At 62.7% G+C, this 18,818-nt stretch carries 16 protein-coding genes and 4 tRNA genes; 5 read left to right on the top strand and 15 right to left on the bottom strand.

The genetic code is table 11. From position 1 onward, the window contains the following. Positions 1–51: 51 nt before the first annotated feature. The 7 genes from clpX to C9F13_RS01165 form a co-directional block, all read right to left on the bottom strand. Complete coding sequence (gene clpX / locus C9F13_RS01135; RefSeq protein WP_108444410.1) at positions 52–1,332, bottom strand: ATP-dependent Clp protease ATP-binding subunit ClpX; 1,281 nt, start codon at positions 1,330–1,332, stop codon at positions 52–54. A 126-nt stretch (positions 1,333–1,458) separates the two neighbouring features. Further along, on the bottom strand, positions 1,459–2,079 hold the full coding sequence (gene clpP / locus C9F13_RS01140; protein ID WP_108444411.1) for an ATP-dependent Clp endopeptidase proteolytic subunit ClpP: 621 nt from the start codon (positions 2,077–2,079) through the stop codon (positions 1,459–1,461). A gap of 89 nt (positions 2,080–2,168) precedes the next feature. After that, positions 2,169–3,524, bottom strand: coding sequence for a trigger factor (gene tig, locus C9F13_RS01145; RefSeq protein ID WP_108444412.1), 1,356 nt, complete (start codon positions 3,522–3,524; stop codon positions 2,169–2,171). 286 nt (positions 3,525–3,810) lie between these two features. Next, positions 3,811–3,885, bottom strand: a tRNA-His gene (locus C9F13_RS01150). Between the two features lie 24 nt (positions 3,886–3,909). Further along, positions 3,910–3,984: transfer RNA gene (locus C9F13_RS01155), tRNA-His, on the bottom strand. Between the two features lie 77 nt (positions 3,985–4,061). After that, positions 4,062–4,138, bottom strand: a tRNA-Arg gene (locus tag C9F13_RS01160). Positions 4,139–4,206: 68 nt separating this feature from the next. Continuing rightward, positions 4,207–4,283 (bottom strand) — tRNA-Pro (locus C9F13_RS01165). A gap of 208 nt (positions 4,284–4,491) precedes the next feature. Here C9F13_RS01165 and folD point away from each other — a divergent pair. The 4 genes from folD (at position 4,492) to C9F13_RS01185 (ending at position 7,542) form a co-directional block, all read left to right on the top strand. Next, positions 4,492–5,358, top strand: coding sequence for a bifunctional methylenetetrahydrofolate dehydrogenase/methenyltetrahydrofolate cyclohydrolase FolD (folD, locus tag C9F13_RS01170; RefSeq protein WP_108444413.1), 867 nt, complete (start codon positions 4,492–4,494; stop codon positions 5,356–5,358). A gap of 100 nt (positions 5,359–5,458) precedes the next feature. Then, positions 5,459–5,926 carry an S-ribosylhomocysteine lyase gene (locus C9F13_RS01175; RefSeq protein WP_108444414.1) on the top strand — a complete coding sequence of 156 codons (468 nt, stop codon included), beginning with the start codon at positions 5,459–5,461 and terminating at the stop codon, positions 5,924–5,926. Continuing rightward, positions 5,923–6,657: a 5'-methylthioadenosine/S-adenosylhomocysteine nucleosidase gene (mtnN, locus tag C9F13_RS01180; RefSeq protein WP_108444415.1), complete on the top strand. Its 735-nt coding sequence runs from the start codon at positions 5,923–5,925 to the stop codon at positions 6,655–6,657. The genes C9F13_RS01175 and mtnN overlap by 4 nt, the downstream gene beginning before the upstream one ends. 3 nt (positions 6,658–6,660) lie before the next feature. Further along, the gene (locus C9F13_RS01185; protein WP_108444416.1) at positions 6,661–7,542 is read left to right on the top strand and encodes an alpha/beta hydrolase; all 882 of its coding nucleotides are present in this window, start codon (positions 6,661–6,663) and stop codon (positions 7,540–7,542) included. Positions 7,543–7,636: 94 nt separating this feature from the next. Here C9F13_RS01185 and pyrC read toward each other — a convergent pair whose 3' ends face one another. Further along, positions 7,637–8,674 (bottom strand): dihydroorotase, encoded by a 1,038-nt coding sequence (gene pyrC, locus C9F13_RS01190; protein ID WP_108444417.1) that lies wholly within the window; start codon positions 8,672–8,674, stop codon positions 7,637–7,639. 371 nt (positions 8,675–9,045) lie between these two features. Here pyrC and C9F13_RS01195 point away from each other — a divergent pair, with 371 nt between their 5' ends. After that, positions 9,046–9,471, top strand: a complete 426-nt coding sequence (locus tag C9F13_RS01195; protein WP_108444418.1) for a hypothetical protein — start codon at positions 9,046–9,048, stop codon at positions 9,469–9,471. A 156-nt stretch (positions 9,472–9,627) separates the two neighbouring features. Here the strand turns inward: C9F13_RS01195 and C9F13_RS01200 are convergent, their stop codons facing one another. The 7 genes from C9F13_RS01200 to C9F13_RS01230 form a co-directional block, all read right to left on the bottom strand. Continuing rightward, positions 9,628–10,869, bottom strand: coding sequence for an NAD(P)/FAD-dependent oxidoreductase (locus tag C9F13_RS01200; RefSeq protein WP_108444419.1), 1,242 nt, complete (start codon positions 10,867–10,869; stop codon positions 9,628–9,630). A 156-nt stretch (positions 10,870–11,025) separates the two neighbouring features. Beyond that, positions 11,026–11,484: a tellurite resistance TerB family protein gene (locus C9F13_RS01205; RefSeq protein ID WP_108444420.1), complete on the bottom strand. Its 459-nt coding sequence runs from the start codon at positions 11,482–11,484 to the stop codon at positions 11,026–11,028. A 103-nt stretch (positions 11,485–11,587) separates the two neighbouring features. Continuing rightward, on the bottom strand, positions 11,588–12,868 hold the full coding sequence (locus C9F13_RS01210; RefSeq protein ID WP_108444421.1) for an O-antigen ligase family protein: 1,281 nt from the start codon (positions 12,866–12,868) through the stop codon (positions 11,588–11,590). 916 nt (positions 12,869–13,784) lie between these two features. Continuing rightward, the gene (locus tag C9F13_RS01215; RefSeq protein ID WP_108444422.1) at positions 13,785–14,432 is read right to left on the bottom strand and encodes an HAD-IB family hydrolase; all 648 of its coding nucleotides are present in this window, start codon (positions 14,430–14,432) and stop codon (positions 13,785–13,787) included. Positions 14,433–14,957: 525 nt separating this feature from the next. Continuing rightward, a complete protein-coding gene (locus C9F13_RS01220) occupies positions 14,958–16,115 on the bottom strand; it encodes a DegT/DnrJ/EryC1/StrS family aminotransferase (protein ID WP_108444423.1) in 1,158 nt (385 codons plus the stop codon). A 42-nt stretch (positions 16,116–16,157) separates the two neighbouring features. After that, positions 16,158–16,754 carry a sugar transferase gene (locus C9F13_RS01225; RefSeq protein WP_245888671.1) on the bottom strand — a complete coding sequence of 199 codons (597 nt, stop codon included), beginning with the start codon at positions 16,752–16,754 and terminating at the stop codon, positions 16,158–16,160. Between the two features lie 79 nt (positions 16,755–16,833). Next, positions 16,834–18,024, bottom strand: a complete 1,191-nt coding sequence (locus tag C9F13_RS01230; RefSeq protein ID WP_157955131.1) for a carboxylate--amine ligase — start codon at positions 18,022–18,024, stop codon at positions 16,834–16,836. Between the last annotated feature and the right edge of the window lie 794 nt (positions 18,025–18,818).

Genomic DNA, 18,818 nt, shown 5'->3' on the forward strand with positions numbered 1-18,818 from the left:
TCCCGGGGATGAAGCCGCTCCCTCATCAGGGCGACGTGCGCCCGGGGCGTGTCAGCCGTCGGTGCCGTCGACCCGCGCTGCTTCCTGCTGGGAGTAGATCAGCAGCGGCTCGCTCTCGCCGGCGATGACCGAGGCATCGATCACCACCTTGGAGACTCCCTCGAGCGACGGAATCTCGTACATGGTGTCGAGCAGCACCGACTCGAGGATCGAGCGCAGCCCGCGGGCCCCGGTCTTGCGGGCCATGGCCTTGCCGGCCACCGCGCGCAGGGCGTCCTCGCGGAAGTCGAGTTCCACGCCCTCCATCTCGAACAGCCGGCCGTACTGCTTGATCAGCGAGTTCTTCGGCTCGGTGAGGATCTGGATCAGGGCATCCTCGGTGAGCTCGGTGAGGGTCGCGATCACCGGCAGGCGACCGACGAACTCGGGGATCAGGCCGAACTTGACCAGGTCCTCGGGCTCGACGTCGAGCAGCAGGTCACCGATGCCCTTGGACTCGTCCTTGCTCTTGACCTCGGCGTTGAAGCCAATGCCGCCCGTCTCGGCGCGATCGCGGATCACCTTGTCGAGACCGGCGAAGGCGCCGCCGACGATGAACAGGATGTTGCCGGTGTCCACCTGCAGGAACTCCTGCTGGGGATGCTTGCGACCGCCCTGGGGCGGCACCGAGGCGGTGGTGCCCTCGATCAGCTTGAGCAGCGCCTGCTGCACGCCCTCGCCCGAGACGTCACGGGTGATGGACGGGTTGTCCGACTTGCGCGAGATCTTGTCGATCTCGTCGATGTAGACGATGCCGCGCTGGGCCTTGTCCACGTCGTAGTCGCACTTCTGCAGCAGCTTCTGGATGATGTTCTCGACATCCTCGCCGACGTAGCCCGCCTCGGTGAGGGTCGTGGCATCGGCGATGGTGAAGGGCACGTTGAGCAGGCGTGCCAGGGTCTCGGCCAGCAGGGTCTTGCCGCTGCCGGTGGGACCGATCAGCAGGATGTTCGACTTACCGAGCTCGACATCGTCTTCCTTGCCGCCGAAGCGCAGACGCTTGTAGTGGTTGTAGACCGCCACCGACAGCACCATCTTGGCGCGGTCCTGGCCGATCACATAGTCGTCGAGGGTGTGGCGGATCTCGCGGGGAGCGGGCAGGCGCTCCTCATCGGTCTCGGCATCGGCATCGAGCACCTCCTCGCGAATGATGTCGTTGCAGAGGTCGACACACTCATCGCAGATATAGACGGATGGGCCGGCAATCAGCTTGCGCACCTCGTTCTGATTCTTGCCGCAGAACGAGCAGTAGAGCAGCTTGCCGCCTTCGTCCTTGCCTTTGCCGTCGGCCATTCGCGTACCTCTTTCTTGGTGACGCCCCGTACAGTATGGCTCACGGGACGCCGGGTTCACCACGGTGGCCGGAGCCACCGGGAAACGTCTCAGTGCATGAAGGGCACTCGGATGATTTTCACGCTATCAGGATGTCGGGCGCTGTTCCAGCACCGCATCGATCAGGCCGTATTCGGCGGCCTGCGCGCCATTCATGAAGTTGTCGCGATCGGTATCCTTGGCGATGGTCTCGATCTTCTGGCCGGTGTGGTGCGCCAGGATCTGGTTGAGCCGGTCGCGGATGCCGAGGATCTCGCGGGTGTGGATCTCGATGTCCGAGGCCTGGCCCTGGTAGCCGCCCAGCGGCTGGTGGATCATCATCCGCGAGTTGGGCAGGCAATAGCGCTTGCCCGCGGCACCGCCGGCCAGCAGCAGCGCGCCCATGCTCGCCGCCTGGCCGATGCAGACGGTGGAGACATCGGGCTTGATGAACTGCATGGTGTCGTAGATCGACATGCCGGCGGTCACGCCACCACCCGGGGAGTTGATGTACAGGTGGATGTCCTTGTCCGGGTTCTCGGACTCAAGGAACAGCATCTGCGCCACCAGCAGGTTGGCCATGTAATCTTCCACCGGCCCGATCAGGAAGATCACGCGCTCCTTGAGCAGGCGGGAGTAGATGTCGTAGGCCCGCTCGCCGCGCGCGCTCTGCTCGACCACCATGGGCACCAGGCCGCCGGCGGATTGGGGTTCGAACGGGTTGCTCATCTGGTGATGTCCTTGGATCCGATGAATGGATGCGGAGGATGCGCCACCTGCCCGGCCGGACGGCCGGGCAGGATGACCCGAGGCGAGGATCAGGCCTTGGCGTCGCCTTCGGCCTCTTCGTCTTCCTCGGCCGCCTCGCCCTGCTGCTGGGCCGCGGCGAGGGCCTCCTGATAGCCCATTTCCACGTCCTTGACGGTGGCCTGCGCGAGCAGCGCGTCGACCGCCTTCTCCTCGAGGATGGCGGACTGGACCTGGGTCTTCAGCTGGTCATTGCCCATGTAGTGGGCGACGACCTGCTCGGGGTCCTGGTACTGCTGGGCCAGCTCCTCGACCTTGGCCTTGATCTCGTCGTCGGTGGCCTCGAGCTCGTTGCTCTTGATCACCTCGGCCAGCAGCAGGCCGACCTGGACGCGGCTCTTGGCCTGCTCGCTGAACAGCTCGTCGGGCAGCTGGGAGACGTCGAAGTCCTCGCCGAGGCCGAACTGCTGGGCCGCCTGACGCTTGAGACCGTCGGTCTCCTGTTTGACCAGCGCCTGGGGCACCGGGATGTCGTTGGCCTTCTTCAGCGCCTCGAGCACCTGCTGCTTGACGCGGTTGTCGACGGCCTGGCTCGCCTCGCGGGTCATGTTCTGCTTGACCTCGCTGCGGAACTTCTCCAGGTCGCCATCCTCGACGCCGAACTTGGCGATGAAGTCGGCATCGACCTCGGGCAGGGCCTGCCCCTTCACCGCGTGGACCTTGACCTTGAAGGTCGCTTCCTGGCCGGCCAGCTGCTCGGCCTGGTAGTCCTCGGGGAAGGTGACCTTGAGTTCCTTCTCCTCACCGGCCTTGGCACCGATGAGCTGCTCCTCGAAGCCCGGGATGAAGCTGCCGGAACCGATCACCAGCTCGTGGCCCTCGGCGCTGCCGCCCTCGAAGGGCTCGTCGCCCAGGAAGCCCTGGAAGTCGATCTTCACCTGATCGCCATCCTCGGCGGCACGCTCGACCTCTTCCCAGCCGGCGTTCTGCTTGCGCAGGGTGTCGATCATCTCGTCGACGTCGGCCTCGGTCACCTCGACCACCGGACGCTCGACCTCGGTGCCCTCGATGGAGGCAAGCTCGATCTCCGGGTAGATCTCGAGGGTGGCGGTGAACTCCAGGTCCTTGCCGGTCTCGTTGGTGGTGGCCTCGATCTGCGGGTAGCCCGCCGGGTTGAGCTCGTGCTCGGAAATGGCGCGCACGTAGCGCTCGCGCATCACCTCGCCCACCACTTCGTTGCGCACGTCGTGGCCGTAGCGCTGACGAATCACCGACATCGGCACCTTGCCCTTGCGGAACCCGTCCAGGCGCACGTTCTTGGCGGCATCCTTGAGACGAGCGGCAACGGCCTCGTCGACCTCGGCGGCCGGCACCTGGACCTTGATGCGGCGTTCAATCTGGGAGGTCGTATCGACGGAAACTTGCATGAAATGTCCTCTACCGACTTGGGCGTTCTGAAAGCGTGAAAAGTTCAAAGGGCTGATTCTAAGAATCCCGCCCGTGACTGGCAAGCGCCGTGCCTGATCAGATGGGGGCTCGGCGGCGCATTACAAGGGTCGTCATGGAGATTTTCTGTTCCGGCCACGACGACACGGAGGCGCGCGCCACGAGACACCACGGCACCGGAGCACGGGCTGACGCACGGCACTGGCCATGGCGAAAGACAGGAAAGGGAGCACTGCGAAAAGGACGGGGTCACGCTGAGGGAGGCAATGGGGTGGATGATGGGGATCGAACCCACGACCACCGGAGCCACAATCCGGGGCTCTACCACTGAGCTACATCCACCACTGCCTGGAGATCATGTCGAGATGGGGTGGATGATGGGGATCGAACCCACGACCACCGGAGCCACAATCCGGGGCTCTACCACTGAGCTACATCCACCACGACGACACGGGTCTTGCTGCTTGCTACGAGCTCTCGCGAACTTCGGACCGCTGCCGACACTCCCATGCTTCGCATGGCGCGCCCAGCAGGACTCGAACCTGCAACCTACGGCTTAGAAGGCCGTTGCTCTATCCGGTTGAGCTATGGGCGCATGATACGTATCCGGGCGCCTGACCGCAACCCCTGATGAAAAAATAAAACTTTCCAATCAACAGGTTGTGGTCGGGGTGGAGGGATTCGAACCCCCGACATCCTGCTCCCAAAGCAGGCGCGCTACCAGACTGCGCTACACCCCGCCGGCTCTTGCACGGCCTCGACGTCGCCGCAGGGGCCTCGTCAAGCGCTGCGTATTCTACGTAACTTTACTCAGGGGTCAAGCGCCAACCGCGCCATGGACGCCCTGCGCTTTGCCTGGGGGTCCCGGCATGCGAAAATCCCGCCCCGACTGCCGTGCAACAGCCGCCACGGCCTCACACTCACCCCGAACCACCAGAGGGAAGCTCGATGACCGCCCAACTGATCGATGGCAAGTCCATTGCCGCCCGAGTCCGCCAGCAGGTCGCGCGCCAGGTCGAGGCGCGCCGCGAGGCCGGCGGGCGCATCCCGGGGCTTGCCGTGGTCCTGGTGGGCGAGGACCCTGCCTCCGCCGTCTACGTACGCAACAAGCACCGCGCCTGCGAAGAGGCCGGCATCCTCTCGTTCAAGCACCAGCTGCCGGCCGACACCAGCCAGCAGGCCCTCGAGCAGCTGGTCGACCAGCTCAACGAGGACCCGCGCATCGACGGCATCCTGGTGCAGCTGCCGCTCCCCGAGCATCTCGACCCGCGACCGATCCTCGAGCGCATCCTGCCGAACAAGGACGTCGACGGCTTCCACCCCTACAACCTCGGGCGCCTGGCCCAGCGCCTGCCGCTGCTGCGCCCCTGCACGCCCAAGGGCGTGATGACCCTGCTGCAGCAGAGCGAGCTCTCGGTGCGCGGGCTGAATGCCACCGTGGTCGGCGCCTCCAACATCGTCGGGCGTCCCATGGCGCTGGAGCTGATGCTCGCCGGCTGCACCACCACGGTCTGCCACCGCTTCACCCAGCACCTCGAGGAGCACGTGCGCCGCGCCGACCTGCTGGTGGTTGCCGTCGGCAAGCCGGGCCTGGTCAAGGGCGAGTGGATCAAGCCCGGCGCCATCGTCATCGACGTGGGCATCAATCGCCAGGAGGACGGGCGCCTGATCGGCGACATCGACTTCGACGCCGCCGCCGAGCGCGCCAGCTGGATCACCCCGGTGCCCGGCGGCGTCGGCCCGATGACCGTGGCCACCCTGCTGGAGAACACCCTGCAGGCCGCCGACCTCCACGACGCCGCCCAGACGCCGTAAGGCACCGAACACGGGGCGGCGCGCGGGCCGCTGCCATGCACCCGCCCGCGAATTCCGCTAGAATCTCGCCTCCACTTTTTCCGACTCGCGAGGTCGTCCGATGAGCGACAAGAAGATGAACGTCGAGAGCTTCAACCTCGACCACACCAAGGTGAAGGCGCCCTACATTCGTCTGGCCGACATCAAGACCGGCGAGCACGGCGACACCATCCACAAGTACGACATGCGGATCTGCCAGCCCAACCAGGACCACATGGACATGCCCGGCCTGCACTCGCTGGAGCACCTGATGGCCGAGCTGTCGCGCAACCACTCCGACAAGGTCGTCGACATCAGCCCGATGGGCTGCCAGACCGGCTTCTACATCGCGATGATCAACCACGACGACTACGACGGCGTGCTCGCGCTGGTCGAGGGCACTCTCAAGGACGTGCTCGAGGCCACCGAGGTGCCCGCCTGCAACGAGATGCAGTGCGGCTGGGCCGCCAGCCACAGCCTGGAGGGCGCCCAGCAGATCGCTCGCGGCTTCCTGGCCAAGCGCGACGAGTGGGCGGACATCTTCGCATGAAGCGCATCGGCATCATCGGCGCCATGGCCCAGGAGGTCGCGCAGCTCGCCGCCCAGCTGGAGGGTCGCCGCACCCGCCATCACGTCGGCTGCACCTTTCACCTCGGCCGGCTGCACGGCGTCGAGGTGGTGATCCTGCAGTCCGGCATCGGCAAGGTGAACGCCGCCGTCGGCACCACCCTGCTGCTGGACGTCTACCAGCCCGAGGCGATCATCAACACCGGCTCCGCCGGCGGCTTCGGCGAGGGACTCGAGATCGGCGACGTGGTGGTCTCGAGTGAAGTGCGCCACCACGACGTGGACGCCGTGGTGTTCGGCTACGAGCACGGCCAGGTGCCCAACATGCCCGCCGCCTATCTGCCGGACGAGCGCCTGGTGAAGGTGGCACGGGAGTGCGTCGAGTCGCTGGGCGAGGTCAACGTCGTCGAGGGGCTGATCGCCACCGGCGACGTCTTCATGGCCTGCCCGGAGCTCGTCGCCACCACGCGCTCGCGCTTCCCCACCATGCTGGCCGCCGAGATGGAGGCCGCGGCGATCGCCCAGACCTGCCACCTCTACGGTTGCCCCTTCGTGGTGATCCGCGCGCTCTCCGACATCGCCGGCGGTGGCGACAACCACCTCTCCTTCGAGCAGTTCCTGGAGAAGGCCGCCGACCACTCGACGCGCATGGTCACGGCCATGGTCGACCGCCTGGGCCAGCCCTGCCCCCAGGCGGAGCCGGTGGAGGGCTGAGCCATGCCCCGCTCGGCGGTCGGCGGATGGCGAGCCCTCGCCCTGAGCCTGCCGCTGCTGGTGGCGGGCTGCGCCACGCATCTCTCCACGAGCGACGCGCCCGCCATCGCCCAGTCGGGGCCTCGCCCCGACGTCGACTTCCGGCGCCTGGCGCCGCGCCCCTACACGCCACCCGACTGGCCCGAGTCCCTCGAGGCGCGCGTGCTGCTGCCCGACACCCCTGACGGGGCGCCGCGCCCCGCCGCCCTGCTGGTGCATGGCGGCGGCTGGCAGCGGCGCAGCCCCGACGACATGACGGCGATCGCCGAGCGGCTCGCCCGTCGCGGCTATGTCACGGTCAACGTCGCCTACCGCTTCGCCCCCGAGTACCGCTTCCCCGCCCAGCTCGAGGACCTCGAGCAGGCCGTGGCATGGATCCACGAGCGGGCCCAGGCCTGGCGCATCGATACCGGGCGCCTCGTCGGCGTCGGCTACTCCAGCGGCGCGCACCTGGTCAGCCTGCTGGCCCTGACCGGCGAGCAAGATCGCCTGGCGGCCGTGCTGGCCGGCGGCCTGCCCAGCGATCTCATGAAGTTCGACGATGGCCGCCTGGTGGTCGAGTTCATCGGCGGCACCCGCGCCGAGAAACCCGAGGCCTATCGGCAGGCCTCGCCGATCACCCACGTCGATGCCGACGCCCCGCCCCACTTCCTCTTCCACGGCCGCTGGGACGGCCTGGTCCCGGTGGATCACGCCACCGACTTCCATGCGGCGCTCGAGGCGCACGGCGTAGCAAGCGAGCTCTACCTCCAACACTACCGCGGCCACTTCACCGGCTTCCTGCTGCGCGACGGCGCCATCGAGGCCGGCATCGCCTTCCTGGATCGGCAGCTGCGCGACGACTGAGCGCCCTGCTGGCGAGCCCCCATCACCGGTTCAAACGACGGCGGCCGCCCATCGGGGCGGCCGCCGGCCTGTCACCTGAGGCGATCGCTTGGCCTCAGTCGACGAGCTTCCAGGTGAGCGTCTCGCCGGCGGCGAGGGGCACGATGGTCTGACCGCCGGCATAGGGCAGCGCCTCCGGCAGCTGCCACGCCTCGCGCATCAGGGTCACGCTCTCGGCGTTGCGAGGCAGGCCGTAGAAGTCCGGGCCGTGATGGCTGGCGAAGCCCTCCAGCCGCTCCAGGGCGCCGGCCTGCTCGAAGGCGGTAGCGTAGAGCTCCAGGGCCGCCGGGGCGCTGTAGGCGCCGGCACAGCCACAGGCGCTCTCCTTGTCGCCCCGAGCGTGGGGCGCGCTGTCGGTGCCCAGGAAGAACTTGGGGCTTCCCGAGGTCGCAGCCTCCAGCAGCGCCTGGCGATGACGCTCGCGCTTGAGGATCGGCAGGCAGTAGTAGTGCGGGCGAATGCCGCCCACCAGCATGTGGTTGCGGTTGAACAGCAGGTGGTGGACGGTGATGGTGGCGGCCACGTTGGCCGGCGCGCTGGACACGAATGCCGCCGCCTCGGCGGTGGTGATGTGCTCGAACACCACCTTGAGGGTCGGGTGGCGTTCGAGCAGCGGCTTCATCACCCGCTCGATGAACACCGCCTCGCGATCGAAGATGTCGATCTCGGCATCGGTCACCTCGCCATGAACGAGCAGCGGCATGCCCAGCCGCGCCATGGCGGCGATGGCCTCGTCGCAGTGAGCGAGATCGGTCACGCCGGAGGCGGAGTTGGTGGTCGCCCCGGCCGGATAGAGCTTCACGCCGTGCACCAGGCCGCTGGCATGGGCCCGCTCGATCTCCTCGGCCGAGGTGGCATCGGTGAGATAGAGCGTCATCAGGGGCTCGAAGCTCGCCCCGGCGGGCAGAGCCGCCAGTATCCGCTCCCGGTAGGCCAGCGCCTGCTCGGTGGTGGTCACCGGCGGCTTGAGGTTGGGCATGATGATCGCACGGCCCATCTGGCGCGCACTGGCGGCCACCACGGCCGAGAGCACGTCGTCATCTCGCAGGTGAAGGTGCCAGTCGTCCGGGCGGGTCAGGGTAATCGAGTTCACGGCGGATCCTGTTTCGAAAATCTGTATCGAGAGCGCCTGTCACGCACGGCGGCAGGAGTAATCATGGGGGCTGTCGGGCCTGTGCCACGCGATTGTCATCGCGCGGCAAGACGCACCGGAGCCAGTATATCGCAACCGACGCGCGTTCCAGAGGCCAGGGCCCCGCCGGGTCTGCTACCATGCGCCCTCGATCAGATACCGCGGGATCGGGACAGGCCGGCACGAGGGGCCGTCCGCGAGGCCCGCCCGCCGAGTCGCCGCCCACTCCCGACCGTCTCCGCCATCGTCGGCCACGCGTCTCCGCAAGCGGCGCCGAATGCCGTATCATGGCGTCAGCCCGACAGGCCGCACCACTCCTGCATGAGGACAGCATGCCCAAGGTAAGACACTACGCCGACATCGTCGCCATCCTGGCCGGTCTCATGTGGCTGGTGCTCTACTGGTCGGTCAGCATCTCGGCCCACCTCGGCAGCATCGAACCGTCGCTGGCCGCGCTACTGATCGTGGGCAGCCTGATCCTGATCAGCTTCGTGCACCGCCCGATCCGCGTGCTGCTGGGGCGCTACCACGTCCGCAAGCGGCGCACGGAGATGTGGATGCACATCCTCGCCCTGCCCCTGACCCTGGCCTTCCTGCTGGCCATCGTCATCGATCACCTGATCACCCCGATGAACGGCGAGCTCAAGATGCTGCTGTTCAACACCCTGGCCACGGCGGGCTGGCTGGTGTTCGTGGTCACCCTGCTCTTCAAGCTGCTGATCCACCTGATCCAGCAGAAGCGCAAGGCGAAGCGCTAATCTCCTGCTCGCGGCCGCGCGTCGTCCCGTGAGCACGGCTCGCACGGCACTGCGAGACGCGAGAGCATCATGCATCAACCTTGTGATAGCGCTGTGCTGAGAGCAGGAGGGCTTGCTCCGCCCTCCTCCCCTTCAGCTTCCCTGATCGCCGGGTGTTCAGAACCGATCGACCCGGAACGGCGCCATGTCGATGTCGGGCGTCTCGCCATCCATCATCTGGCCGAGCAGCCGGCCGGTCGCCGGCCCCAGGGTGAAGCCCTGGTGGCCGTGACCGAGGGCCAGCCACAGCCCCTGCTCTCCCGGCGCCGGCCCGATCACCGGCTTCATGTCGGAGGTGCAGGGGCGCGCCCCCTTCCAGGGCTCGGCCTCGAGGCGCTCGCCCAGCGGCACCAGTCGCCGCGCCGCCTGCTCCGCGGCCGCGAGCTGCGCCAGGTGCGGGGGCGCATCGAGTCGCTCAAGCTCAGCCCCGGTGGTCAAGCGGATGCCCGCCTGCATGGGCGCCAGCACATACCCGACCTCGGCATCCATGACCCAGTGGCGCAGCGTCTCTTGCGTCGTGGTGGCATAGTGCATGTGGTACCCGCGCTTGACGAACAGCGGGATCTCGATCCCGAGATCGCCCAGCCAGTCGCGCGACCAGGGCCCCATCGCCATCACCAGCTGCTCGGCGTCGAGCGCGCCCTCGGAGGTCGCGATACGCCAGCCGCTGCCCCGGCGTTCGATGCCCGTCACCTCGGCCCGCTGCACACGCCCTCCTTCCGCCTCGAAGCTCTTGGCGTAGGCCTGGACCAGGGCGCCGGGATCGGCGACCGTCCAGGGATCCTGCCAGTGGATGGCCCCCGCCAGGCCCTCGGCCAGACAAGGCTCGAAGGCGGCCAGTTCGTCGGCATCCAGCACGCGATACCGGATCCCGAAGCGCTGTGCGTCCTCTCGCGCCTCGGCCGCGCGCGCCTCGAGTTCGGCCGCGGTGCGATAGACCTCGAGCCAGCCTTCCCGTCGCACCAGTCGCTCGGCATCGGCGGCCTCGATCATCGGGGCGTGCGCCTCCAGCGACAGCCCGATCAGCGAGGCATACTCCGGCACGATCTGCTGGTAACGGGCCTTGGCGGAGTTGTGCCAATAGCGCAGCAGCGGGCCCGCCGCCTGCAGCATGCCGCCGGGGCGATAGCGGATGTCCACCTGGCGGTTGGGCAGCACGCGCAGCAGGGTGGCGAGGTCACGCGGGAAGGGATAGGGGCGCACCGCCTCGCGCTGGATGATGCCGGCGTTGCCGAACGAGGTCTCGCGCCCAGGCTCACGCCGATCGACCAGGGTCACCGAGTGCCCTCGCCGAGCGAGGTGCCAGGCCACCGACACCCCCACCATTCCGGCTCCCATCACCACTATCTCACGCGCCATCGCTCGACTCCTTGTCTGCTGTTACGGGGCTCTTGCCATGCGGACTGCCACACAAGGGCTGCCATATAAGGGATTGTCCCATAAGGGTTTCCCCATGTAGAGGCCTCCCCACAGCATGCCCCTTTCAGGAGACGAGGAAAAGCGGGGCTCACGCGATCAGCGATCGAGCTCCTCCTGGACCTTGAGCTTGGCTCGGATGAAGTCGGGGTGGCCGACATGCAGCAGCTCGCTCAGACGGCGAATGCGATGCTCCTCCAGGTGGTGCCGCTCTCCATCGGCCAGCGACAGCGACCACATCATGCGCACCAGCTCGCAGCGCTGCTCATAGTCGCAGTGCTCCTTGACCAGGCTGACGAAGCGGTAGTGATCCACGGCGGACTCGGCCTCCCGTCGCGCGAGGTGCAGCAGCTCCTCGAGCTCGGCGTCTTCCAACGCGAATCGCCGCTGCAGCAGCTCACGCAGCAGGTCGACCTCGCTGTCGTCGAGATGATAGTCGGCCAGCACCACCTCGAAGAGGAGGGCCGCCGTGGCCAGTTCCAGCGAGATCGTGGGCTCATCGGGGCGATCGCTTGCCGTCACGATGTCATTGAAGAAGCGCTGTATCGAATCGATCATCGAGGCTTACCAGATAGCGTGTTCAGGTCAACAGACACGCAAGTCAGGGAATCATTTCATCTCAAGCGCCGATACCGCTTCCGGATCGATGCGGCAGTTAGGTTCACTTCGCCCGCTGAGAATGACGATAAGGAGTCGATGACTCAAGGGCTCTCAGTATCGTCCAGCAGCCGACGCAAAGGCCGAGGTAACCGCTGAGGCCGCGGACGTCCCTCAACATGGACTGGGAAAGCCCGAAGACAATGAACGCCATCACAATCATCACTCCCGAGATCGCCACCAGGCGGACGCGAGGGTCTGGATCCTTGCGGCACCGCCAGAACATCGCCAGAGGCACCCCGTAGAGCGCCATCAGCGAGAAAAACCCGACCAGGCCTCGCCTGGCGGCAGTATCGATCGCATCACTGTGCAGCTGTGTGAATCTACTTACCCCTTGATACAACTCTCCTCGCTTCACAAGGATATCTCGCGCGGGCTGCAGCCCTGCCTCTCCCCAGCCCGTCACCGGCCGCTCGCTGAAGAGCATCAGGCCTCCTCTCCACATTTCGAGTCGTGCCCCCACCGAGCCGCTCCGTTCGCCCAACAACCAATAGGCCTGCAGCTGCTCTACGGCGGCGACCAGGCGATGAGCGGGCACACTCACGAGACTTATACCGACGAGACTCAGCAGGACCAGGGAGACGAAAAGCCAAATTCGCGGCCGCCACTGACGCACTTGATGATCCGGCATACTGCACCAGGCGACCCAGATCAAAGTTGCCAGCACGGGCGCTGCAACCCAGCCGCCACGCGTCCCCGACAAGAGCGAAGCCATGGACCCGCCAGCAGCAGCAGCGAGAGCAAGCCAGACCTTCCAACGCGCGCGGTGCCCCTGTAGCGACCACCAAAAGGCCGCTATCAAGGACAGGCATCCAAGTAGCAAAGCCAGGTTGCCAAAAGGGATCGCATTCATGCCGTTGCTGGCTCTGTCGAGCATCAGCACTCGATGCTCGAACAGTGCAATGCCACCTGCCAACAAGCCTCCCGTACAGAGACCCGACCACCACAGCGCTGGCAAAGGAGGAAACAGACGACACCAGATCAGTATTAGTGCCGCGAGCGCTGACCAGAGTGGCATGGCAACGCCGTCACCAATCGACCATTCTCCGGACTTCCAAACATCTAACAGCCAAACGGAAGAATAAAAAAGCAGGGCAAGACAAAAAGTGAGATCTCTATTGTCCAGACAAGACAAAACCCGACGCATCACCGGCAGGCTGAAAAGAATCACGCCAAGTATCATTAGAGGGACAACGGCATACCCCAATGGTATTGCTATCAAAAATGCCAGAAACAGAAAAAGAAGCCAACCATTAACAAAGGCTATTACTCTTGATACAGACATCTCTCGCGACGACCTTTATAATAAAAACTCCGGATAAGAAATTAAAACACATTCGCTTTGGCTCGGCCTCTCCATTCATGGAATTGGTCTAAAGCATCTTTGTTGGTAAAGCAGAGATATACCTACGTGCCGGTCTCAATGACCAGTTGCAGCACATGAGTCACCAGATCAGGAGCGGCCATGACGCACTGCTATGGCCACCTCCCTGCTAAAGACCAAGCCGCCATCATGATGATGCGAGCCACTCATTAGATTCAGGCCATCGCCAGTCATTCGGTTCGTGCATCAAGCACCGACGCCAGCAGATTCCCGACTTGGTCGGCATTCGCATGCGCCCGCCTGAGATCTAAGAACGCCTGATCCCTGGCCACTGGGAAGGTGCTTTCATCCTAGGCGCGAACGATCCGCTCTAGTGTCGAAATGCGGGTGGAGCGCACCACCTGCTTGGTGATCCTGGCGAAAGTGGAAGGCACCAAGGCCGCCACGGCGACCGTTGGCATCAGCAACAAGCTAAATGTGGTGCCACTAGTCCCAATTATTTTCATTACCCACGACATAGGAAGAGGGATGATGAAACATGTCGAGATTACGCAGAAGACCCGTAAGGCGCTACTTCGATGGCACCGCACAGCCCATGACAGCGGGGCTCCACCGAGAACACCGAGAACACCGAGAACACCGACGGGGTGTTGCGGCATTACCTGCCAAAGGGCACGGCTGTCGGTCTACAGTCAGGCAGAATTCGACCAAATTGACGACTCACTAAACACACGACCGCGCTAAACACTGTGATGGCGCACGCCACTGCAAGTTTAGGATGAGGTGATCAAGAAACCGGTCACAGCCCCGCCCCTTTCAATAAGGTTGCGATTGAAATTTTGGCCGCAAAGCTTTACAAAAATCAACCACTAAATCTTCAAGAAGAACGCCGGACTCGAAAAAACTCACCTCTAGTTAACATAAAACCATTGTCGACCATATGTAACATAGGAAGATCTTCCGAGGAGTCTCCATAGGCGTAACTCTCTCTCTGTGTAAGATCAGTTATGCAACAACTTATTCTTTCACACTTTTCTTCACCATGACAGTTTTTTAAAACCAGACTTCTGGATACAACAACCCCTGAGCCAGTACTTAAGGTTGAGCATAAAGATTCTGAAAAACCATACATTTTTGACCAGTGGGATAAATACAAATCCATTGAGGCACTCACCAGAACGCACTCATGCCCCTTCTCCTGGTGTCTCCTAAGACGCTCAATGCCTTCCGGGCGCAACATGGTGGGGATCACCTCTTCACTGAAGCGCTGCCCCTGCTCGAAAAGATCATCAATATGGTACCCTGCCAGGTACTGCCGGAGAAAGATTTGCTTGGCAATATCGTTGCGTAGCAGGTTGGCGACAAGGGCGGCCCGCACCGGACTAACCAAGGCCAGTTTAGCGTAGTAGGTCGGCGTGCCTACGACATATTTGAGAAACGGCATCAGAGAATCGTCAATCGTCAGGGTCCCGTCGAAGTCAAAAAAAGCTACTGGCCGAGTATCAGATTTGGTTAGCTGGCCCACAGAGAAATCCGCTTAAAAGTAGGTTCAGGGGTTTAGTTGTTGCCTGGATTCGCAGAATAACAGCAGCACTATGGACACCACGGAGAGGCACGAGGGCCAGCGCCAATACCCTTCACGGCTCACCGACCAATGTGATGCAGAGCACGGGGTAGCAACAGCTGATCCAGCCTCAAGGTCGAGCCAGCCCATGGCGGATGATTCGATCCGTAGTCCACCATGCAGCGGTTAGTGTTAGATTGCATGGAGATGAACGACAACCGTAAGTGCTAGTATCGTGCCATCGGGATAATCTGCCTTGAGGCATTCGCACCCCAAATAGTTGCTTAGATCGGTGTCTAAAATTGCTGGGGAAGATCACTAAAGATCTAGGCACATACCTGAAAAATGGCACGATTTCCTCTTCGATCATATGATATTCAAATACTGCGCGATAGCTAGGCTCATCACGTTTTTTTATATTGCGCATTTAATCAGCAACTGCCTCAGCCTATGTCCTGCGGTAAGTTTAGCGAGTTTCTCGACCTGTCATCTCGCTGCACGTTGCATCACCTCCTTCATCACCTGACAGTTCAACTCCAGTTCGGCTTCGGTGAGCGTGGGGTCGCAGAGAAACATCAATGCCACCTCGCCTAGATGCTTGGCAACCGGCAGCGACCGCTTAGGAACCCACCCACTGCCCAAGAAGGCTTTCTCGCGATAGATCTCGGAACAGGATCCCACCAGGCAAACCACTCCAGCCGCCACGATCTCGGCGAGGATGCGGTCGCGATCCCATCCCGGGCGAAGCCGTTCGGGCTCTACGAAGACATAGGCCTTATAGGCGGCGTGTTCGATGTGGGATGGTGGCTCGGGCGCCCGCAATCCCGGGCAAGTACGCGCCGTGGCCCAGATCCGCTCGGCATTGGCGCGTCTCGCCCGCTTCCATGCCGGCAGCTTGCGCAGCTGCACCCGGCCGATCGCGGACTGCATCTCGGTGAGTCGCCAGTTGGTGCCGAAACTCTCGTGCAGCCAACGAAAGCCCAGCGCGTGCTCAGAATGAACCGCCTCCCAGGACTTGCCATGATCCTTGTAGCTCCAGGCGCGCCGCCAGGTTTCCTTGTCACGCAGCAGCAGCATCCCCCCCTCGCCCCCGGTGGAAATGATCTTGTCGGTGCAAAAGGAGAAAGCCGCGGCATCCCCGATACTGCCGACGAGACGGCCGCGCCAGGTGGCGCCATGGGCTTGGGCGCAGTCTTCGATCAGCCATAACCCGCACTGATCGGCCAGTGTCCTCAGCGCGTCAAGATCACAGGGCCAGCCAGCCAGATGCACCGCGATGATCGCCCGAGTACGCGGTGTCAGTACCGCCCGCACGCTCTCGGCAGTCAGGTTGCCGGAATCCGGGTCGACATCGGCGAACACCGGTTGTGCCCCCCGAGCCACCACACAGGAGACCGAAGCCATGAAGCTGCGCGGCGTCACTACCACCTCGTCACCGGGGCCGACACCCAGGGCATACAGCGCCAACTCCAGTGCCACCGAACCGTTTGCCAGAGCAATGGCGTGAGGCACATCATGGAAGGCGGCAAACTCCCGCTCGAAGGAGACTCCCTCTTCGCCACTCCAGTAGTTCACCCATCCGGAACGCAGCACTCTGCTAACCGCCTCCAGTTCGTCCTCTTCAAAACATGGCCAGCTTCCCATTCACTCCTCCCGGCGCCTTGGGCGCCCCTCCAGTCGCGGCGCCTAGGACTTCGTCTTCTCGCGATACGGCGTCGAGAAAACCGTGCGCCACAGATAGACCAGGTCCATGATGAAGGACCAGTGCAGAACATAGTCGCGGTTAAGTCTCACCTTGTCGGGGAAGATCACCTCGCGATTGTAGCGTTCCGGCGCAGCCATGCCGGCCAGCAGCGCCTCCTCGTTTCGATACTTCAACGTCGCCGGCCCTGTAATGCCGGGTCGTACCGAGAGGATGACGCGCTCATTGTCGCCCAGGGCATCGGCAAACCCCGGCACATCGGGTCTCGGCCCAACGAAACTCATCTGGCCAACAACCACGTTGAATAGTTGAGGTAGTTCATCAAGCTTAGAGCGGCGCAGCAGTCGGCCGAATGGGGTAATGCGCGGGTCACCCAGGGTGGTCACCGTGGTGCCTGACAGAGGACGCATGGTACGCAGTTTGACGACTCGGAACGGCCGACCCTCGCGGCCGATACGCTCCTGAAGGAAGAACCCGGAGGCACCGGTGTCTAGAGCCGCGGCCCAGGCCGCCAGCAGTATCACCGGCCACAACAACGCCAGCAGCAGCACCGACATCACAAGGTCGAAGGTGCGTTTCAAGCCACGCTGTCCGGGAGACAGGCCGGCTCCTCTACGCTCTGCCGCACGCTCGCCCATATGCCGCTCGAGCTGGGACATCTCAGCGCACCATACCGGCTTCAAGAGGATTCATGCTCTGGGTCTTCACCCCTTTCGCCAGGTAGTAGAACGCTTCCCCGAACAGCACGAGCGGGTCGTCGAGCTTGAAGTCGTCGAAGGCGTCCACCCTCTCCCCAGAACTCAGCCGCAGAGCTTCGACAAGACTGCCCCGCCGCAGCAGGTCGAGACGGCGGATAATGTCGCCAAGCAACCACTTCTCCACTACCCCTTCACGCGCCGGCTTGGCCGCCTCCAGCGCGGCATCGAGTCCGCGGGTCTCGGCCAGATAAAGTAACCAGCTAAAGTTCACGCCCGAACTCAGCGCGAGATCAATGGAGCCCCAAAGTCGCGGGTTGATCTCGATAAAATGGTGTCGCCCGCTGTCGGCGTCATGCTTGAACTCGAGCATCGCCAGACCATGCCACTGGAGGGCGTCGAGCAAGTGATGGGCATCTGCTTCCAGCTCCGGGTTGGAAGTGCTAATCCTCAGGGTGCTGGTCCCCCCGGTCGCAACCTTCTCCTGGAGGCGTCGATGAGTGAACGAGGCGATTCGGCGGCCATGCCAGTAGAGACAGGAAACTCCCCAACCACAGCCTGTTACCCGCTCCTGAACAATCGGTGCGCGTTCCTGGTCGAGTCCAAAGTCCAAGGTCATACGCTCGAGCTCAGAAGCCAGGGCCTCGCCACCCCGGGAGAATCGCACGCCCTTGGAACTGTTTCCACGACGCGCCCGGGCCACGTACCAGCGGTCCGGATCCGTGACGACCTGAGCCTCGGCAGGCGTTCGGTAATCGACGATGGGCGCGACCGGCAGGCATAGCCCCCTGGCCAGTCGACTCATGCGGTCTTTGTCATTGACAAGTGACAAGCTGGCCGAATCAGTCATCGGTAAAGCGACGCCGGGAGGCAAGCGACCCGATTCACGAGCCTGCACTAGAAGCTCACCCTCCTCATGTCCGGGGATGATCAGCCCCACCCCGTGGCGACGACAAAGCTCGACAATATCCGCCACAAAGCCATCGGGATCGGCATAGGGCGAACGGTACCGCCCACGGGCATGGGCCAGGTGTGACGCCTGACACATGCCGATCCGGGCAGTATCAGCCACCACCACCTTGACTCCATGCTTCGCCAGGCCCCGCAGAACAGAGTAGCTGCTGCGGCACCAGCCGTGAGTGAGCAGTACCGTCAATTCAACTCCCATAACCCCCCCTCTAAGATGGATTATCACTAGCAGCTATAGATTTGCGCGCTGAGAGTAATAATGCTGTGTCTATTTCTATAAGCTGGCACGCCCTGTAATCGTCACTAAAGCGTCAATGGTATTGCTCATGAACAACGGCGGAGGACTGCAAGGCTCGATCAACTGGCCATTGACAAGCGTCTCCATTCACACTCTTGAACTAGGCAGGGCCTCGATAATGATCTTGAGTACGGTAAAATTCACCGCCATCACTCAAGGTTGCCACAGATCAGAAAAAGAGATGAACTCAGCAAAAAGATAATTAATCTCAGAAAAATACAAAAATTAAAATGCCGAAACCACAAAACGCTTTAAAACGAAAACCACCCCGCTTTAAAGAGAAAAATTAGTTATATTCCACGCGACTGGGGTCTTTGTCAAATAGAACAACCATAGTCACTCACCATGACTATAAAAACTTTACTTTATAACACTTAATTGTAGAGAGAGCATCAAGATCAACCACGAAGGTAACATCATTAGATAGACTTGAAGTCCATGCAATAATAAAGAAACAAACCCTATCTTAGACAGAGAAGACAGTATCACCAGACTTCGAACTTAATAAAAAATCTCTTCAGGACTTCAATAACAAACAACAGATAACCTACCGTGAAAAAACTAATGAGCAACAAAAGGATCGAGCCGAAGAAGACTGAGCAAATCAGGAATCTAATATCAAAGATAGAAACAATGAAAAATGTCTCCTAAATCATGAAACAGCTAAAGTTCACAACCAGAAT

The sequence above is a fragment of the Halomonas denitrificans genome (genome assembly GCF_003056305.1).
Taxonomy (GTDB): Bacteria; Pseudomonadota; Gammaproteobacteria; order Pseudomonadales; family Halomonadaceae; genus Halomonas; species Halomonas denitrificans.

Excerpts from the sequence above, each read along its gene's own strand:
- clpX (WP_108444410.1), bottom strand. The coding sequence starts at position 1,332 with ATGGCCGACGGCAAAGGCAAGGACGAAGGCGGCAAGCTGCTCTACTGC.
- clpP (WP_108444411.1), bottom strand. The coding sequence starts at position 2,079 with ATGAGCAACCCGTTCGAACCCCAATCCGCCGGCGGCCTGGTGCCCATG.
- tig (WP_108444412.1), bottom strand. The coding sequence starts at position 3,524 with ATGCAAGTTTCCGTCGATACGACCTCCCAGATTGAACGCCGCATCAAG.
- folD (WP_108444413.1), top strand. The coding sequence starts at position 4,492 with ATGACCGCCCAACTGATCGATGGCAAGTCCATTGCCGCCCGAGTCCGC.
- C9F13_RS01175 (WP_108444414.1), top strand. The coding sequence starts at position 5,459 with ATGAGCGACAAGAAGATGAACGTCGAGAGCTTCAACCTCGACCACACC.
- mtnN (WP_108444415.1), top strand. The coding sequence starts at position 5,923 with ATGAAGCGCATCGGCATCATCGGCGCCATGGCCCAGGAGGTCGCGCAG.
- C9F13_RS01185 (WP_108444416.1), top strand. The coding sequence starts at position 6,661 with ATGCCCCGCTCGGCGGTCGGCGGATGGCGAGCCCTCGCCCTGAGCCTG.
- C9F13_RS01195 (WP_108444418.1), top strand. The coding sequence starts at position 9,046 with ATGCCCAAGGTAAGACACTACGCCGACATCGTCGCCATCCTGGCCGGT.
- C9F13_RS01200 (WP_108444419.1), bottom strand. The coding sequence starts at position 10,869 with ATGGCGCGTGAGATAGTGGTGATGGGAGCCGGAATGGTGGGGGTGTCG.
- C9F13_RS01205 (WP_108444420.1), bottom strand. The coding sequence starts at position 11,484 with ATGATCGATTCGATACAGCGCTTCTTCAATGACATCGTGACGGCAAGC.
- C9F13_RS01210 (WP_108444421.1), bottom strand. The coding sequence starts at position 12,868 with ATGTCTGTATCAAGAGTAATAGCCTTTGTTAATGGTTGGCTTCTTTTT.
- C9F13_RS01220 (WP_108444423.1), bottom strand. The coding sequence starts at position 16,115 with ATGGGAAGCTGGCCATGTTTTGAAGAGGACGAACTGGAGGCGGTTAGC.